The 16,805-nt window shown below is 55.4% G+C and carries 20 protein-coding genes; 14 read left to right on the forward strand and 6 right to left on the reverse strand.

The features are described 5' to 3' along the window. Positions 1 to 31: 31 nt before the first annotated feature. From FHS72_RS06015 to iscR, 4 genes are all read right to left on the reverse strand, one after another. A complete protein-coding gene (locus tag FHS72_RS06015; protein WP_183527081.1) occupies positions 32 to 451 on the reverse strand; it encodes a hypothetical protein in 420 nt (139 codons plus the stop codon). Positions 452 to 662: 211 nt separating this feature from the next. After that, positions 663 to 2,186: a Fe-S cluster assembly protein SufB gene (gene sufB, locus FHS72_RS06020; protein ID WP_183527083.1), complete on the reverse strand. Its 1,524-nt coding sequence runs from the start codon at positions 2,184 to 2,186 to the stop codon at positions 663 to 665. A gap of 25 nt (positions 2,187 to 2,211) precedes the next feature. Continuing rightward, positions 2,212 to 3,243, reverse strand: a complete 1,032-nt coding sequence (locus FHS72_RS06025) for a cysteine desulfurase family protein (RefSeq protein ID WP_183527085.1) — start codon at positions 3,241 to 3,243, stop codon at positions 2,212 to 2,214. Between the two features lie 90 nt (positions 3,244 to 3,333). Beyond that, complete coding sequence (iscR, locus tag FHS72_RS06030; protein WP_183527087.1) at positions 3,334 to 3,798, reverse strand: Fe-S cluster assembly transcriptional regulator IscR; 465 nt, start codon at positions 3,796 to 3,798, stop codon at positions 3,334 to 3,336. A 175-nt stretch (positions 3,799 to 3,973) separates the two neighbouring features. On the opposite strand from iscR, the gene FHS72_RS06035 reads away from it, so the two are divergent. From FHS72_RS06035 to FHS72_RS06075, 9 genes are all read left to right on the forward strand, one after another. Further along, complete coding sequence (locus FHS72_RS06035; RefSeq protein WP_183527610.1) at positions 3,974 to 4,627, forward strand: alpha/beta hydrolase; 654 nt, start codon at positions 3,974 to 3,976, stop codon at positions 4,625 to 4,627. 3 nt (positions 4,628 to 4,630) lie between these two features. Then, positions 4,631 to 4,930 (forward strand): hypothetical protein, encoded by a 300-nt coding sequence (locus FHS72_RS06040; RefSeq protein ID WP_246414523.1) that lies wholly within the window; start codon positions 4,631 to 4,633, stop codon positions 4,928 to 4,930. Further along, entirely contained in the window at positions 4,927 to 5,364 is a 438-nt protein-coding gene (locus FHS72_RS06045) for a hypothetical protein (RefSeq protein WP_183527089.1), read from the forward strand. The genes FHS72_RS06040 and FHS72_RS06045 overlap by 4 nt, the downstream gene beginning before the upstream one ends. Beyond that, positions 5,361 to 5,957, forward strand: a complete 597-nt coding sequence (locus tag FHS72_RS06050; RefSeq protein ID WP_183527092.1) for an HD domain-containing protein — start codon at positions 5,361 to 5,363, stop codon at positions 5,955 to 5,957. Before FHS72_RS06045 ends, FHS72_RS06050 begins: the two co-directional genes overlap by 4 nt. Positions 5,958 to 6,129: 172 nt before the next feature. After that, a complete protein-coding gene (locus tag FHS72_RS06055) occupies positions 6,130 to 6,993 on the forward strand; it encodes a CPBP family intramembrane glutamic endopeptidase (protein WP_183527095.1) in 864 nt (287 codons plus the stop codon). Positions 6,994 to 7,078: 85 nt separating this feature from the next. Further along, positions 7,079 to 9,268, forward strand: a complete 2,190-nt coding sequence (locus FHS72_RS06060) for a DEAD/DEAH box helicase (RefSeq protein ID WP_183527098.1) — start codon at positions 7,079 to 7,081, stop codon at positions 9,266 to 9,268. Positions 9,269 to 9,702: 434 nt separating this feature from the next. Then, complete coding sequence (locus FHS72_RS06065) at positions 9,703 to 10,026, forward strand: TfoX/Sxy family protein (protein WP_183527101.1); 324 nt, start codon at positions 9,703 to 9,705, stop codon at positions 10,024 to 10,026. Positions 10,027 to 10,090: 64 nt separating this feature from the next. Further along, a complete protein-coding gene (locus FHS72_RS06070; protein ID WP_183527104.1) occupies positions 10,091 to 10,498 on the forward strand; it encodes a DUF4112 domain-containing protein in 408 nt (135 codons plus the stop codon). Then, positions 10,499 to 10,675, forward strand: a complete 177-nt coding sequence (locus tag FHS72_RS06075; RefSeq protein WP_183527107.1) for a YqaE/Pmp3 family membrane protein — start codon at positions 10,499 to 10,501, stop codon at positions 10,673 to 10,675. Positions 10,676 to 10,736: 61 nt separating this feature from the next. Here the strand turns inward: FHS72_RS06075 and ndk are convergent, their stop codons facing one another. Then, positions 10,737 to 11,159 carry a nucleoside-diphosphate kinase gene (gene ndk, locus FHS72_RS06080; RefSeq protein ID WP_183527110.1) on the reverse strand — a complete coding sequence of 141 codons (423 nt, stop codon included), beginning with the start codon at positions 11,157 to 11,159 and terminating at the stop codon, positions 10,737 to 10,739. A gap of 124 nt (positions 11,160 to 11,283) precedes the next feature. Between ndk and FHS72_RS06085 the strand changes: the two genes are divergently transcribed. The 3 genes from FHS72_RS06085 to FHS72_RS06095 all read left to right on the forward strand — a co-directional run bounded on the left by FHS72_RS06085 (position 11,284) and on the right by FHS72_RS06095 (position 14,429). After that, positions 11,284 to 13,134, forward strand: a complete 1,851-nt coding sequence (locus FHS72_RS06085) for an ABC-F family ATP-binding cassette domain-containing protein (RefSeq protein WP_183527113.1) — start codon at positions 11,284 to 11,286, stop codon at positions 13,132 to 13,134. 70 nt (positions 13,135 to 13,204) lie between these two features. Next, the gene (locus tag FHS72_RS06090; RefSeq protein ID WP_183527116.1) at positions 13,205 to 13,837 is read left to right on the forward strand and encodes a MarC family protein; all 633 of its coding nucleotides are present in this window, start codon (positions 13,205 to 13,207) and stop codon (positions 13,835 to 13,837) included. 16 nt (positions 13,838 to 13,853) lie between these two features. Continuing rightward, entirely contained in the window at positions 13,854 to 14,429 is a 576-nt protein-coding gene (locus tag FHS72_RS06095) for a retropepsin-like aspartic protease family protein (RefSeq protein WP_183527119.1), read from the forward strand. 108 nt (positions 14,430 to 14,537) lie between these two features. Here the strand turns inward: FHS72_RS06095 and FHS72_RS06100 are convergent, their stop codons facing one another. Beyond that, entirely contained in the window at positions 14,538 to 15,302 is a 765-nt protein-coding gene (locus tag FHS72_RS06100; RefSeq protein WP_183527122.1) for an HpcH/HpaI aldolase family protein, read from the reverse strand. Between FHS72_RS06100 and FHS72_RS06105 the strand changes: the two genes are divergently transcribed. Continuing rightward, the gene (locus tag FHS72_RS06105; RefSeq protein ID WP_183527125.1) at positions 15,301 to 15,444 is read left to right on the forward strand and encodes a hypothetical protein; all 144 of its coding nucleotides are present in this window, start codon (positions 15,301 to 15,303) and stop codon (positions 15,442 to 15,444) included. The genes FHS72_RS06100 and FHS72_RS06105 overlap by 2 nt on opposite strands. Before the next feature lie 21 nt (positions 15,445 to 15,465). After that, complete coding sequence (locus FHS72_RS06110) at positions 15,466 to 16,797, forward strand: GH1 family beta-glucosidase (RefSeq protein ID WP_183527128.1); 1,332 nt, start codon at positions 15,466 to 15,468, stop codon at positions 16,795 to 16,797. The last annotated feature ends 8 nt before the right edge of the window (positions 16,798 to 16,805 follow it).

Genomic DNA, 16,805 nt, shown 5'->3' on the forward strand with positions numbered 1-16,805 from the left:
TGTTCGTGTGATGACGCAGATGCGCCAGATGTTAGATTGTAATGCTGGTGCCCGCGATGTTCAGCGACATCGGATCGGTTGCAGCGAGAATTTGATCCACAAAGTCCTGCGAAAAGACCATCGCGAATTGATCGGGTGCAAGCCAGACGGCGTTGTGCATCGTCATGGCGGCCAATGCGGCCCCCGCCATATGCCCGACCATGTGTTTGAACGACTTCTGACGGACGATGCCGCCAATCGTAAAGGCCATGACACCCGCCATGCCCAATTCGAAGATCAACGCGTTGGGAACGCTGGGTTTGATGTCCAGAAACGCGATCTGCAAATAGCGGGCGACAATCAGACACAACGCACCCAAGATCATCGCCATCAAAATGCGTGACACCGTCACTGGTGGCGTTTTGCCGTTTGCCAAGATGCGGTCGCGCCCGACCCGCTTGGGGATTTTCATGCCCGTTTCCGGATCCAAGTAAAACGTGTTGCGCGGATTGTTGATGCTCTTGACGCGAGCTTGAAAAATAGCCGTCTGTTCTTGCGTGGCCATGATATGTGACACCTGTCCCGTTTCGTCCCCACATCTGGCTAGCAGACAAAGTGGGGCAAAAACGGGGCAAGGCCGTGGCCGCGGTGCGGCTATATGTCAGGCAAGTGACAGTCATAATTTAGCCAACCGACCCTTCGAGGCTGATCGCAACCAAGGCTTGTGCTTCCATCGCGAATTCCATCGGAAGGGCTTGCAGCACTTCTTTGGCGAACCCGTTGACGATCAAGGCCACGGCCTCTTCTTCGTCCATACCGCGCGAGCGGCAGTAGAACATTTGATCGTCGTCGATTTTCGATGTGGTCGCTTCGTGCTCAACCCGAGACGAGTTATTCTTCACCTCGATATACGGCACCGTGTGTGCGCCGCATTTGTCGCCAATCAGAAGGCTATCACACTGGGTGTAGTTCCGGCTGTTCTTGGCTTTAGGGTGCATAGAGACCAGACCCCGGTAGGTGTTCTGTGCCACACCCGCAGAGATACCTTTGGACACGATCCGTGACTTGGTGTTTTTGCCAAGGTGGATCATCTTTGTGCCCGTGTCGGCCTGCTGGTGATTGTTAGCAATGGCAATCGAATAGAATTCGCCTTGGCTGTCGTCACCGCGCAGAATGCAGCTTGGATATTTCCACGTGACAGCAGAACCGGTTTCGACCTGTGTCCACATCACCTTGGAACGATCACCACGGCAATCGGCCCGTTTGGTCACAAAGTTATAGATGCCGCCCTTGCCGTTTTCATCGCCGGGATACCAGTTTTGAACGGTGGAATATTTCACTTCGGCGTCTTCTTCGATGATGATCTCGACCACAGCCGCGTGCAGCTGGGCTGTGTCGCGTTTCGGCGCAGTACAGCCTTCGAGGTAGGATACATAAGACCCTTTGTCAGCGATGATCAACGTGCGTTCGAACTGGCCTGTGTTTTCCGCGTTGATGCGGAAATACGTGGACAGCTCCATCGGACAACGAACACCCGGCGGGATGTACACAAACGACCCATCCGAGAACACGGCAGAGTTCAACGTCGCGTAAAAGTTGTCGGACGGCGGCACCACTGTGCCAAGGTATTTCTTGACCAACTCAGGGTGGTTCACAATCGCTTCGGAGATTGAACAGAAGATCACGCCAGCCGCTGCCAGCTCTTTCTGAAATGTCGTCCCGACGGACACGGAATCGAATACCGCATCAACTGCAACCTTGCGGCCCTCGGCAGGTGGGGCATCGGCGCCCTCAACACCCGCAAGGATCGCTTGCTCCTTCAAAGGAATGCCGAGTTTCTTGTATGTTTCCAAAAGCTTGGGGTCAACGTCGTCCAAAGACTTCGGCTTTTCCTCCATGCTTTTTGGACGGGCGTAGTAATAGATATCTTGGAAATCGATGTCAGGATAGTTGACCATCGCCCAAGTCGGTTCTTCCAACCCCTGCCAGCGTTCAAACGCGGACAGACGCCATTCGGTCATCCATTCCGGCTCATTATTCTTGCCCGAGATCAGCTTGACGATATCGGTGTTCACGCCTTTAGGGGCGTATTCCATCTCGATTTCGGTTTCCCAGCCGTACTTGTAATTTCCTGACAGCGCAGACACCGCATCTACGGTATCCTGATCCACACCATCTTTGACCTGAACTTCATCCAAAGCTGTCATCGCATCATCCTTTTCCCTACGGGCATTACGCCGCAGTCATCCGTCGTTTTTTCCGCGTCCATGCATCTGCAAAGCGCAAAATCTCATCTTCCGTCGTGTCAATTCCCAGCGAGACCCGCAAGGAACACGACGCCAATTCATCCGTATAGCCAAGTGCTGGCAGAACGCCGCCAACCTTGACCTTTCCGCTCGAACAAGCCGAGCCCGCAGACACCGCAAATCCAGCCAAATCCATCGCCATCACTTGCGTCTCACCCTTCCAGCCGGGGCTGAGGAAACACGAGGTATTTGGCAAACGCGCAGCATCCTGACCTACAAAGATAGTATCGGGGGCTGCGTCCTCAATGGCCTTTTCTAGAATATTTCTAAACTGCGCAACCTGATCCCAACGCCCGTCAGTCAAATCTTTTTGAGCTTCCTTAGCGGCAGCTGCAAAACCCGCAATCAAGATCAGATTTTCAGTGCCAGACCTACGACCCATTTCCTGACCGCCACCCTTGATTTGGGCCGGAACATCAGCGCCCGCGGGCACAACCAAGGCGCCAACACCCTTGGGGCCACCGAACTTATGGGCCGACAAGATCGCAGCCCCAACGCCGGACCAATCAAACGCAAATGCAAAACGGCCAAACCCTTGGGTAATATCCGTGACGGCCACGCCATCCACATTTTGTAGCAAACCGGTCTCGGAATTGGCCAGTTGCACAACCGACACCGCAGGATCAGTGACCTGCACAATACTGCCCGCAACAGGCAAACTCGGATCAATCCACGCCGCAACCGCCGCATGCTCTAATCCAGACCCCACCAGATCACGCCCAGCCAGCGCCAAAGCAGCAGCCTCGGTCGCCCCCGATGTGAACACGATATCAGCGCCAGCGGCACCTAACGTCTCGGATAAATCCGCGCGGCACTGCTCAAGCAACCGCTTGGCGGCACGGCCTTCGGCATGGACCGACGACGGATTACCGACCAAATCCATGGCCGCAATCATCGCGGCGCGGGCTTCGGCACGCACAGGCGTCGTCGCGTTATGATCCAAATAAACCCGGTTCATGATCCACACATTTTCATTTCGCCAAAACAACTCTCGCCGAAGGCCGCGATTTTTCGCGAAAAATCGTCCAAATTTTCTGGAAAATTTGACCTAGCATCCCTCGTCCACCACTTCGAAAAGCGCGGGCACTGCGGGACATGGTGCCAGACCGTTACCCACAACATCAGACAAACGCGCTTGATGTAGGAAGACATAGACATGCGCGCTCAGCCCTTCCCAGAGACGGTTCGACAGCGATTGCGCCCGTGATCCCGACGCGCCGCCAGAGGCACCTGCCCCTTTGTGCATCGCACTCACGGTTTCATCGACAGCCGAAAGAATATCAACAACGCGGATTTCCGACGCCGGATGCGCCAGCCGATAACCGCCGCCCGGTCCGCGCACAGACAGAACCAGATCAGCGCGACGCAACTTCACGAACAATTGCTCAAGATACGCCAGCGATATGTCCTGCCGCTTTGAAATCTCGGTCAAATTGACCAAAGCCCCATCCGGTTGCAGAGCCAAGTCAGCCAGTGCGACAACCGCATACCGTCCTTTTGTGCTCAGCTTCATCTAAAAATCCCATCAGGTTAATTACATTGACCTTTCGCAACTGCGCTATTAGGTCAAAACATCAATAACTGGACCATTTGGCCCAAGTTTAGAATCTTTCTAAGGTGACTGAGCGTTTTCGTCAAGAATTCACGTGACGATTTCCGCAGCCGCCGCGAACAAAAGACGGATGCATATGCCCGAAGTAATCTTCCCCGGACCAGAAGGCCGCCTAGAAGGCCGCTACCACCCGCAAAAAGACCGCGATGCCCCTATCGCAATCGTTTTGCACCCGCATCCGCAGTTTGGCGGCACGATGAACAACCGCGTTGTTTATAACCTGCACTACGCCTTCTATAAGATGGGCTTTACGGTGCTACGTTTTAACTTCCGTGGTGTTGGCCGGTCCCAAGGTGAATACGATCAAGGTGTGGGCGAATTGTCTGATGCGGCGTCAGCGCTCGATTATCTGCAGTCGATGAACAACAACTCCAAGCATTGCTGGGTTGCTGGTTTCTCGTTCGGCGCGTGGATCGGCATGCAATTGTTGATGCGTCGTCCAGAGATCACAGGCTTTATCTCGATTTCACCGCCTGCGAACATGTATGATTTCAGCTTCTTGGCCCCTTGCCCCGCATCTGGCTTGATTATGAACGGCTCAGCCGACCGCGTGGCCCCGCCGCAAGATACTGTGAACCTCGTCAATAAATTGCACGAGCAAAAGGGTATCACCGTGACGCACAACACGATGGAAGGTGCTGGTCACTTCTTTGAAGATCCGCACATGGACCCGATGATCGACACTGTCACAGATTACGTGCGTCAGCGTTTGACCGAAACCACACGGTAAATCATGTCAGAATATACCGACAACACCGCCAACGAACTTGCCGATAAGGCGCTTGCCGAAGCCGAACTATGCGGTGACGACAAGATCGTGGACCGGATTGGTGAAATCCTTGGGGCGTCGTCCCAGTCACTGGAAGAAGCCTATCTGACCGCAATTCGTGTCCGCCGCGCTGAAAAGCGGGCGCGGGCGTTGCTGGCGGATAGTGCGGCAAAACGGGTGGCCGCAACAGCGGCTGCCCTCGCGGCTGAAACGCCAGACGCAGATGCACCATCAGACGACGACGGTGCAACCGAAATCGCATGATTTACGCCCAAGCTGACTATTTCCGCATTCCCTTGCTCGACGGCCAATTTGGTGTCGGGCAAGTGTTTGAGGTAGCAGCGGGCGACGAAAACGCCCTATTTTGCGGCATTTCAACCATCCGCGCCGATACGACCACCGATATTGCCCCGTTTGACTTGCCCGACGTTATTGCAATGGTCCGTGTGCAGGACACCGCGATTGCGGGTGGCGACTGGCCCTTGGCGGGCTTTAACCAAATCCCCCGTTTTCGCAGTGTGCTGAACTATAATGGCGCAAAAGCGCTGGGTTTTCCCGATATGCCTGTGCTTGAACCTGCTGTGATCGAAGCCTTCACCAACGCTGTGCATGGCCTGTATCCGTGGGACGCATTTGGCCCCCTGTTCGACCAGATCAAACGCAGCGATTTAGACACGCCACCAAAGGCCATCCGATGACAGATCAATCATCCGCCCGTATCGCCGCACAATTCGCATTTCTGACCGAAGCTGACAGGCTGAAGTCGGTGCTACGCGCCACAAAACTCTGCGACGGGTCGCGGTTTGAGAATACGGGCGAACATTCGTGGCATGTCGCCCTTTATGCGCTGGTGATGGCTGAACATGCCGCCAAGCCAGTTGATGTCAGTCGCGTCATTAAGATGATGTTGATCCACGATCTGGTGGAAATCGACGCAGGTGACACGCCGATCCACAGTGCTGCGGCCCTTGATCCGGCTTTGCAAGCGGCTGAGGAACAAACGGCTGCTGATCGCATTTTTGGCCTGTTGCCTGCCGATCAAGCCGCCGATTTCCGCGCCCTTTGGGACGAATTTGAAGCGGCAGAGACCGACGACGCGATTTTTGCTAAATCCATCGACCGCGTGCAGCCTGTGATTTCCAACCTCGAAACAGGCGGCCAGTCTTGGTTGGAGTACAACGTCTCGCGTGACCAGCTTGAACACCGTGTTGGTGGTAAGGTCAGTCGCGGCGCACCTGCGCTGTGGACGGCCCTGAAACAGCGGCTCGATCTGTGGTTCAACGCACGTTAAAATCCGTATTTCATCAATAAAGTAAACGCCTTACACGGCGAAGCTTATCCATCACATCAAGGTCGCGGTCACGCAATCGCTATCGCGGATTAGCGCTTTGCTGCCGATGCTTGGTTGTGGGTGGATTGGAAAACTGCAAAAGAACGCCAGACCTTATTCGTTGGATACCACTATGATCCGTGCCTTTGGTAAACGTCATCCGCGCAGAATTGCTCTTGTTGCATTCAGTTTGCTGACTGCGATCTATGTCTTGCCTTACGTCTTTTTGGGCGCGGTTGATGTGACCGAAGGCACCGGCGTGTTGACCTTTGACGCGCTGACTGGCGGGGTCATTTGGCAGATCGTTTTGACGGTACTTATCTTATGTATGGTGTGGGCCGTGGGCTGGGACGATATTACTGGCCTGCGCGGGCCACGCGACAAGGCGGGCATGGCGTCCGCTTATTGGATCGGCGCCTACCCCGCGATTGGCGCGATCACCTTTGCCACGGCGTTGTTTTCGGCGGATCACGTATCCAGCCCGATTGCTGTCATCGCAGTGGTGCTGACGTTGAACCTGTTTGTCGGCATGTCCGAAGAGATCATGTTTCGCGGCATCATCTTTGGCGCGATCCGTGAAAAGCATACGCCGTTCACTGCTGTTTGCGTGTCATCTATCGCCTTTGGCTTTTTGCATCTCGTGAACCTCGGGATGGGTCAGGCGTTTTCGCTGACCGCATTCCAAGTGCTAAACGCCACCGTGCTCGGCGTGTTGTTCTGTGCGCTGCGCCTGCAAACCAATAGCATCTGGCCACCGATTTTCCTACACATGATCTGGAACAGCTACGTGATGCTAGGCCAAGCTGTGGTCGAATCCAGTGCAGAGCCCCTGCCCGACGCCGCCGCCTCTACGCAGCTACAGCCCGCAGCCTTGATCCTGCCGCTGCTTGTGCTGCTTGTCGCGGTGTGGGTATTTTACCGTTATACGCGACGTACCGGGCATTCGCTGTTTCGCCACGTCCCAAAATCGACTATGATTGATACGATACGCGCTTAGCAGCCCGCGCGACCCGCTTTACCCCTAGACACGCGGATGCAACAGGCATAGGGCGCAACACTTATCTATCAGCGGAACGCACCTTATGATCTCGACTCTCGCAGCAGCCCTTGAAAAACAAGGCTACGACACCCTCACACCTGTGCAGGAGTCTGTCACCAATCCTGAGTTGGAAGGCAAAGATCTGCTGGTGTCCGCCCAAACCGGCTCTGGTAAGACCGTGGGCTTTGGTTTGGCCATTGGGCCGACCATCCTTACGGAAGACGGCACTTTTGGCCCAGCTGGCCGTCCCTTGGCACTTTGTATTGCCCCAACACGCGAACTTGCCCTGCAGGTAAAGCGCGAATTGCAGTGGCTCTATGCACCTGCTGGTGTTGTGATGGCGTCTACTGTTGGCGGGATGGACTTCCGCGACGAAAAACGTGCGCTGGAACGCGGCGCGCATATCGTTGTGTCCACACCCGGTCGTCTGAAAGACCACATCATGCGCGGCACGTTGGATATGTCCGACATGCGTGCGATTGTTCTCGATGAAGCCGACGAAATGCTAGACCTTGGCTTCCGTGAAGACCTTGAATTCATTCTGGGCAAAGCCCCTGCGGATCGCCGCACGCTGATGTTCTCGGCCACTGTGCCGCCGATGATCGCAAAACTGGCGAAATCTTACCTGACAGATTCGGTACGTGTTTCGACCGTCACCAAAGAATCCCAGCACAGCGATATCGAATACCGTGCGCTGACATGTACGCAATACGACGCGGACAATGCGATTATCAACGCGCTGCGCTACTACGATGCGCCTAACGCGATCGTTTTCGCCAACACCCGCGCGATGGTCACACGCCTGACGACGCGCCTGTCGAACCGTGGTTTTGCGACCGTGGCCCTGTCAGGTGAGCTGTCCCAGCAAGAGCGGACACATGCCCTGCAAGCCATGCGCGACGGTCGTGCGAAGGTCTGTGTGGCAACGGATGTTGCGGCACGCGGGATCGATTTGCCGAACTTGGAACTGGTTATTCACGCTGAATTGCCAACCAACGCTGAAATTCTGCTGCACCGCTCTGGCCGGACGGGTCGTGCGGGTCGCAAAGGTATCTCTGCGCTGATCGTCACGCCGAAAATGCGTCGCCGTGCGGAAAACCTGCTCAAATGGGGCAAGTTGAAAGCCGAATGGGCATCCCCACCATCTGCGGACGAAGTTAAAGCCAAAGACGAAGAGCGTTTGTTGACGGATGAAGTCTGGTCATCGGAATTCACCGAAGGCGAAACAGAATTCGCCGCGAAATTGCTGGCAGAACACACGCCAGAAAAAATCGCCGCAGCTTATCTGCGCCTGTACCAAGGCAAGCAATCCGCACCGGAAGAGCTAACAGTCGTTGATCCGAACGCCCCTGCGGGCGGTCGCGATTCCCGTGAGCCACGCGAACGCAAAGAACGCGCACCGTTTGGCCCGTCCAAATGGTTCAGCGTCGATGTGGGCCGCGAAGGCAAAGCAGAAGCACGTTGGTTGTTGCCAATGATCTGTAAAGCCGGCGACATCACAAAGAACGAAATCGGTGCGATCCGCATTCAGCCACAAGAAACTTTTGTGGAAATTTCTGAAGCCGCTGTGCCGAACTTCCTGAAGGCGGTTGGCGGGGACATGAGCCTCGAAAACCAAGCCAAGTTGACGGCGCTTGACGGACCTCCGCAGATTTCCGAGCGCGGCGCACGTCCGAGCAAGCGGTCTTATGACAACGATAAACCACGCGGCGAATACAAAGGTCGCGATGACAAACCACGCGGCGATTATAAATCCCGTGATGACAAACCGCGTGGCGACAAAAGATTCGACAAACCACGCGATCACTCGGCGCCGCCCCCATCCCGTCAGGATGATATGGCACCTGTTGCAAAACCAGGTTCAGACGATACGGCACGCAAATCGCGTCACAAGAAAACTGATTTCAGCAAGCCAGCCCGCAAGGATCACGGCGACGCAGTTGTCGCCCGTGGACCAAAGCCGCCGTATAAACCACGCGACGGCGAACGCCCTGCGTACAAAGGCAAATCCGACGGTAAACCAGGTGGCTTTAAAGGCAAACCGAGTGCTGGCGGCGGCAAGCCCGGCGGCTTTAAGAAAGCCGACGATGGTCGTCCTGCGAAGCCACGTGCGTCTGCGAATGATACGTCCAAACGGTTTGTACCGCCGGGTGGAAAACCCGCTGGTCGTAAAGGTCCAGGCGGTAAAGGCGGCGCACAGCCACCAAAACGTGGCGGTCCAAAAGCGCGCTAATCTTAGCCGCCTACCCGTTATTTTGCCTGATTGTTTCTGTTTTAGGCAGATTCCACGTTTTTGACACATTTCAGACTCGGCAGCGCCACGTTGCCGAGTTATACAGTTTCTATCGGTAGTTTGTTTTCCTGCCGTACCTCTCTGCGATACGTCGCTGAGCTATGTTAGTGAGGATTTTGTTATGTTGAATACAACGCCTAAGGATACCCGCCAGACCCCGCCAACGGGGCAGAGTAAGCCTAAGCCACAAACCCCTGTTTATCGCGATTACGCCAGCATTTAAGAATTTCGGGAACGTCAGCGCGTTTTTCCCCCCTTTTCGACGTGCTGACATGCCGATAATGGCCAGTGGTGGTTTGGGTTTTAGTACTCTCCCGTTCTCTCCCACCCCGACCCCACTGGTCCTTTTTTTCCGTCCGGCATAGATTGCCGCCATGGCGAAAATATCCACCATCCGAAATCTTGGTCCTGTGATCGAAACGTCCTTAAACAAAGCGGGAATCATGACGGCTGAAGAGCTGCACGAGATCGGCGCAGATGCAGCCTATCGACGGTTGCTGGAACGCGGCACCCGCCCCCATTTCATCGGATTTTACGTGCTGCACATGGCGCTGCAAGGCCGCCCGTGGAACGATTGCAAGGGCGACGAGAAAAAGGCGTTGCGCGTTAAATTCGACAGCCTGAGCGCGCAAAGTTTTGACGCGACCCGATCCGAACTCGAAGCGTTTCTTGACCGCATTGGCGTCATTGAACTTTAGCCCCCCAAAGATTGCGCATGTAAATAGCCTTCACATGACATCAAAAGCATGCTATGTTAACGGCATGAACATACAATATGACATAGACGAAGAACTTCGCCGCCTGCGGGTTTTGGCAACGCGCATGGACGCATTATTCTACATTCCCGGCACCCGTATTTCCGTCGGCTTGGACAATATCTTGGGGCTAGTCCCTGTTGTAGGCGACCTTGCGTCTGCCGTGCCATCGGTCTGGATGATCCACCGCGCCTACCGCATCGGGGCCACACCGGGGGCATTGGCCTATATGACGCTGAACATTGTGCTCGACTTTGCGTTTGGGTCTATTCCAGTGATCGGTGACGCATTCGACGTTGTTTATAACGCAAACCTGCGCAATTATGCGGCCCTTGAGGCCAATTTGAACAGGCGTGCGGCCCGCGCTAAACCCGTCGGCAATGGGCAGCTGCCGGCTAACTCACAGGTGATTTAAATGTTTTGGATCAGATTAATCGTGATGGTCATTATCCCGCCGATCGGTGTTTTCCTGACCGTGGGATTGCGGGGCGCGTTTTGGTTGAACCTGCTGCTGACCCTGTTCTTCTACATTCCGGGGTTGGTGCATGGGGTCTATATCTTGACCCGATCCCTACCGCCCGAACACAGATAACCATCAGACACAAAAAAGGGCGCCTCACTGGGCGCCCTTTTCCGTCTATGTCTGCAAAGACTTAGCCAACCAGTTCAAGACCGGAGAAGAAGAATGCGATTTCTTCTGCTGCTGTTTCTGGCGCGTCGGAGCCGTGTACAGAGTTCTCACCGATGGACAGTGCGAATTCTTTACGGATTGTGCCGTCTGCTGCATCTGCTGGGTTCGTAGCACCCATAACTTCGCGGTTTTTCGCGATTGCGTCTTCGCCTTCAAGAACCTGAACAACGATTGGCTCAGAGATCATGAATTCGCACAATTCGCCAAAGAACGGACGCTCGGAATGCACACCGTAGAACTGCTGCGCTTGAGCAAGTGTCATCTGGATGCGCTTGGATGCAACAATGCGCAGACCTGCGTCTTCGAATTTCGCAGCGATCTTGCCTGTCAGGTTACGCTTTGTGGCGTCTGGCTTGATGATCGAGAATGTACGTTGAATTGCCATGTCGGGCCTCTTTCAGTGGATGCAGGCGGTCCCTGCGTTGAATTTCTGGCTGGGCAGTAGCATGCAGCGTACCCCTTGAAAAGCGGCGATTGACCCCGCGCTCGTGATCAGGCAAAGCAACCTTATGCTAAAGATATCAGACATCACATATTCCGTCTCTGGCCGCACGCTGGTTGAAAACGCAACAGTCACGATTCCGACCGGTCACAAGGTTGGGCTCGTGGGCCGAAATGGATCGGGCAAGACAACCTTGTTCAAGATCATTCGGGGCGAAATGGTGCTCGACACCGGCTCGGTCGATATCCCAAAAGGTTGGAAAATCGGCGGCGTCTCGCAAGAGGTTCCGGGCAACGAAGTCTCGTTGATCAACACCGTGTTGCGGGCCGATGTGGAACGCGAAGCATTGCTCGCGGAATCCGAAACGGCCACCGACCCGACGCGCATCGCGGATATTCAAACCCGTTTGGCTGATATCGACGCTTGGTCCGCTGAAGGACGCGCGTCCTCGATCCTCAAGGGTCTTGGTTTCACCGACGACGAACAACGCCAGCCTTGCTCTGCATTCTCTGGTGGCTGGCGGATGCGTGTGGCCTTGGCCGCCGTGCTGTTTTCCGAACCTGATTTGTTGCTGCTCGACGAGCCGACAAACTATCTCGATCTCGAAGGTGCGCTGTGGCTCGAAGCATACCTCGTCAAATATCCGCACACTGTTTTGATCGTCTCGCACGACCGCGAACTGTTGAACCGTTCCGTCGGCGGCATCCTGCATCTCGAAGACAAGGGCCTGATCTACTACACAGGTACTTACGATATGTTCGCCAAGCAACGTGCTGAAAAGCGGGCCCTTTTGTCGGCTGCGGCGAAAAAGCAGGACGCGAAACGCGAACACCTGCAAGCCTTTGTGGACCGGTTCAAAGCCAAGGCATCCAAGGCGAAACAGGCCCAGTCCCGCGTGAAAGCGTTGGAAAAAATGGAAACCATCCGCGCACCCGAAGACGTGGCGCGGACCGTGTTTACCTTTCCGAAGCCAGAAGAATTGTCGCCGCCGATTATCGCCACAGAATCTGCGGCTGTGGGTTACGGCGACACGATCATTCTGCACGACCTGAACCTGCGCATCGACCAAGACGACCGCATCGCGCTTTTGGGCCGGAACGGTGAAGGAAAATCTACGCTTTCCAAGATGTTATCAGGCAGACTTGATGTTGCGCGTGGCAGCATGCAGACCTCGAATAAACTGCGCATCGGTTTCTTTGCCCAGCACCAAGTTGACGAATTGTATATCGATGAGACGCCGTTGCAGCACCTTTTGCGTGAACGCGCCGAAGAAGGCCAAGCAAAATTGCGGGCCCGTCTAGCAGGGTTCGGCCTTGGTGCCGATCAGGCCGACACCGAAGTGCGCCGCCTGTCTGGTGGTCAAAAAGCGCGTCTGTCGCTGCTGCTTGCCACCCTGCCCGCGCCGCATCTGCTGATCCTCGATGAGCCGACAAACCACCTAGATATCGAATCGCGCGAGGCATTGGTTGACGCGCTGACCGCCTACACGGGCGCTGTGATCTTGGTCAGCCACGACATGCATCTGCTGTCGATGGTCGCGGACCGTCTGTGGTTGGTCAAAGACGGCCATGTGACGTCCTACGATGAAGATCTGGAAACCTACCGTAAGCTGTTGATCACGCCGGAAAAACCAAAGGCTGCGGAAAAACCAAAGCCGAAACCAAAGGTTTTGACCCGCGACGAACTGCTGGCTCTTAAATCCGACGTTCGCAAATCCGAAGAGCGCGTCAAGAAAATCAACGACATGCGTGACAAGCTTGCCAAGAAACTGGCCGATCCTGTACTTTATGAAGATGGTCGCAAAGGCGAGCTTGAAACATGGAACAAAAAGTACGCCGAGGTCATGAATGGCCTTGAGCGCGCTGAAGCCATGTGGATGCAGTCCCTTGAAAATCTGGAAAAAGCGCAGAAGTCTTAGGGACAGTAATCGCTTCTTTGGCTTTCTTTAAATCCCCGCCGGAGGCTCCCGCACTCACAAAAGGTAGCTCATGTCAGATTTACCCGCCCTCATCGCCGCGTTCACCACCCTGTTTGTGATCATTGATCCACCGGGCACAACGCCGCTATTTTTGGCGCTAACCCAAGGCATGACACCTGCTCAGCGCCGCATCATCGCGATCCGCGCGATTGTGATTTCCTTTGCGCTGATGATCGCGTTCATCCTGATTGGTGAGGCATTACTGGGCTTTATCGGTATTTCGATGCCCGCATTCCGCATCGCAGGCGGCATCCTGTTGTTCCTCACCGCCCTTGAGATGTTGTTCCAGAAGCGCCAAGCGCGGCGCGAAGATAACGCCAACGAGGCCGCAATCGAACACCAAGACGACCCGTCCGTGTTCCCTCTTGCCATGCCGCTGATCGTGGGTCCTGGGGCCATCACAACGCTGATCCTGCTCGCTGGCGAAGCGAAAAGTTTCACCGATTTTGCGTCTATCATCGGCGTCGTCGCTGCCGTTTTGATCTGTTTGCTTGGCTTCTTGTTCGCCTCGAACCTCGTTGAACGCGCCTTGGGCAAGACTGGATTGAACATCGTGACCCGTCTTCTGGGCATGCTTCTGGCCGCTTTGGCGATCCAATTTGTACTTGATGGTATCAGCCAGTCTTTTGGGATCGGGCTTTAGTCCCTATATCGATGTCATGAATACAGATCAGATCATACAACTGGCCTACCTCGGCCTGCTCGGCGCGGCCATTGTCGGCTCGTATATTTTTGCGAACAAAAGCAACCTTGGCAAAGTCGCGCAACAGGCTGCGATCTGGGGTATGATCTTTGTCGGCGTCATCGCCGCTGCTGGGCTTTGGGGCGATATCAGCCGCGATATTGCACCGCGTCAGTCGATTGCAGGTTCTGAAATCGTGCTGCCGCGTGCGAACGATGGCCACTATTACGTAACGCTGGATGTAAACGGCACCGATGTGGATTTTGTTGTGGATACAGGGGCTTCTCAGGTAGTCCTCACCCAAGATGACGCCCGCCGCATCGGATTTGCCCCCGACGATCTGCGTTATCTCGGCATTGCCCGCACTGCAAATGGACAAGTTCGCACCGCCGCCGTGAAACTGGATCAAGTCACCCTTGGCCCCTACACCGACACCGGTTTGCGGGCGACGGTGAACGAGGGGCAAATGGATATGTCACTGCTTGGCATGACGTACCTTGGACTTTACGACAGTATCTCGATCACCGATGGTAAATTTATTCTGTCGCGCTAAAGGAAACGTCATGATCCGTTTATTCCTCGTCTGTGGCCTGCTGACCGTGGCGGCATGCGCTTCCGCGCCTACCGCCTTGCCAGAAGATTTCAACGCCGACTTCGCGTTCTAGCGTAGCGCGTCCATCGTCGCCTTGAGCGCACGCCCAAAGATCGCGATATCCGCACCGATTCCGACGAATCCAACGCCGCGATCCGCGTAATAGCGGCTACGATCTGTCGCAAAGGTTAAGATACCGGAAATTTTGCCCGCCGCGTGGATTCGATCAATCATATGGTCAATCGCGGCCAGCACGTCTGGGTGATCCGCCTCGCCCGGATAGCCCATGTCCGCCGACAGGTCCGCGGGCCCGATGAACACGCCGTCCACGCCTTCGGCACCCGCAATCGCATCGATATTCGCAAGGGCTGCCGCACTTTCCGCCTGCACCAAAAGGCAGACCTGCGCATCGGCCTCGCGCACGTAATTGGGCATATTCCCGTAGTTTGACGCCCGCGCAATAGACGCGCCCATGCCGCGCATCCCGTGCGGTGGATAGCGCATCGCACGGCCCATCTCGGTCGCTTGCTCGCCTGTGTCAACCATCGGTACAAGCACGGTTTGAGCACCGATATCAAGGACTTGCTTAATCATCCAAGGCTGCGCGTCTGCGACGCGAACGACTGCATGCGTCGGCGTGGTGGCCAACGCCTGGAGCTGCGGCACCATATCCGACAGCGTCTGTGGGCCATGTTCGCCGTCGATCAGACACCAATCAAACCCGCTATGCCCCGCGAGTTCGGCCACCACATGCGATCCGGTATTCAACCAAATGCCGTATTGTGTTTCGCCCGCCAGCATCGCGGCCTTTAGGCCATTTTCAGGAACGTTCATGATCTACCTCGTGATATTTGGCCGCCATGCAGCCACAGACCTGCGCCAGTGGCAAGCCGTGACCCACTGCGTTTGGGAAAACAGGCTAGGCACATTCGGCCCCATGACTTATGCAAACAACGACATTGCACGAATCTCGTAACCATAATGCAAGGACACCATCATGAATTTCAGCCGCGCAGACTTTCCTGATGATTTCGTTTTTGGGGCAGCGACAGCAGCCTACCAGATCGAAGGCCACGCATTTGGAGGTGCCGGATCGACCCATTGGGACACGTTTTCGGCGACCCAAGGCAATGTGTTTCAGGCGCATAATGGCGCCGTCGCCTGCGATCATTATCACCGCTACGAGGCCGATCTGGACCTGCTGAAAAACGCAAACATGGACGCCTACCGCTTTTCCACAAGCTGGGCACGGGTGCTGCCTGAAGGGCGCGGTGCGGTGAACCAAGAGGGCTTGGATTTCTATGACCGTCTGGTCGATGCTATCCTAGCGCGCGGTTTAAAGCCGTTTCAGACGTTGTATCATTGGGAAATGCCGTCTGCACTGGCTGATCTTGGCGGCTGGACAAACCGTGATGTGGCGCAGTGGTTTGGTGATTTTACCGACGTGATCATGGACCGGATCGGTGACCGTGTTGAGAGTGTCGCGACACTGAACGAGCCGTGGTGCGTCGCATATCTGTCGCATTACATCGGCCACCACGCGCCCGGTTTGCGCGACATTCGTGCCACCGCCCGCGCCATGCACCACGTCAATTTGGCCCATGGCGAAGCGATGACCCGTCTGCGTGCCCGAGGTCAGAAAAACTGTGGGATCGTGCTGAATTTTGACCGCTCTGTCCCTGCCGATGACACGCCTAGCGCACTGGCCGCGGCGGACGTTCAAGACGGAATTAACAATCGTTGGTTTATCGAGGCGATCAGCAAGGGCACCTATCCGGACGTTGTTTTACGAGGGTTCGAGGGACATATGCCAAAAGACTGGCAGGACGATATGGCGCAGATTAGCCAACCCATCGACTGGCTAGGCGTGAACTACTACACGCGCCATCTGATCGCTGAAGACGCGGGTGAAATTTGGCCGGCGACGAAAAACATGGACGATCCGCTGCCGAAAACAGGCATGGATTGGGCCATTCACCCCGAAGGGTTACAGTATTTTCTGAACCGTCTCGCTGCGGGTTACGTCGGTGATTTGCCGCTATTTGTGACCGAAAACGGCATGGCTTGGGATGATGAAATCGTCGACGGGGCTGTGACTGATCCGGTCCGCGCGAATTTTGTGAACGACCATATTCTGGCGACAAAAGACGCGATTGCGCAGGGTGCGAATGTGAAAGGCTTTTTCTACTGGTCGCTTTTGGATAATTACGAATGGGCCTTTGGTTATGACAAACGATTTGGTATCGTTCACGTAGATTATGAAACACAGGTGCGCACGCCTAAGGCGTCGTATTACGCGCTGGCAACGGCATTGCGTCGCAACCGCTGAGACCAGAT

Origin of the sequence: Yoonia ponticola, from assembly GCF_014199395.1 — a bacterium.
In the GTDB taxonomy this organism is placed as follows: Bacteria; Pseudomonadota; Alphaproteobacteria; order Rhodobacterales; family Rhodobacteraceae; genus Yoonia; species Yoonia ponticola.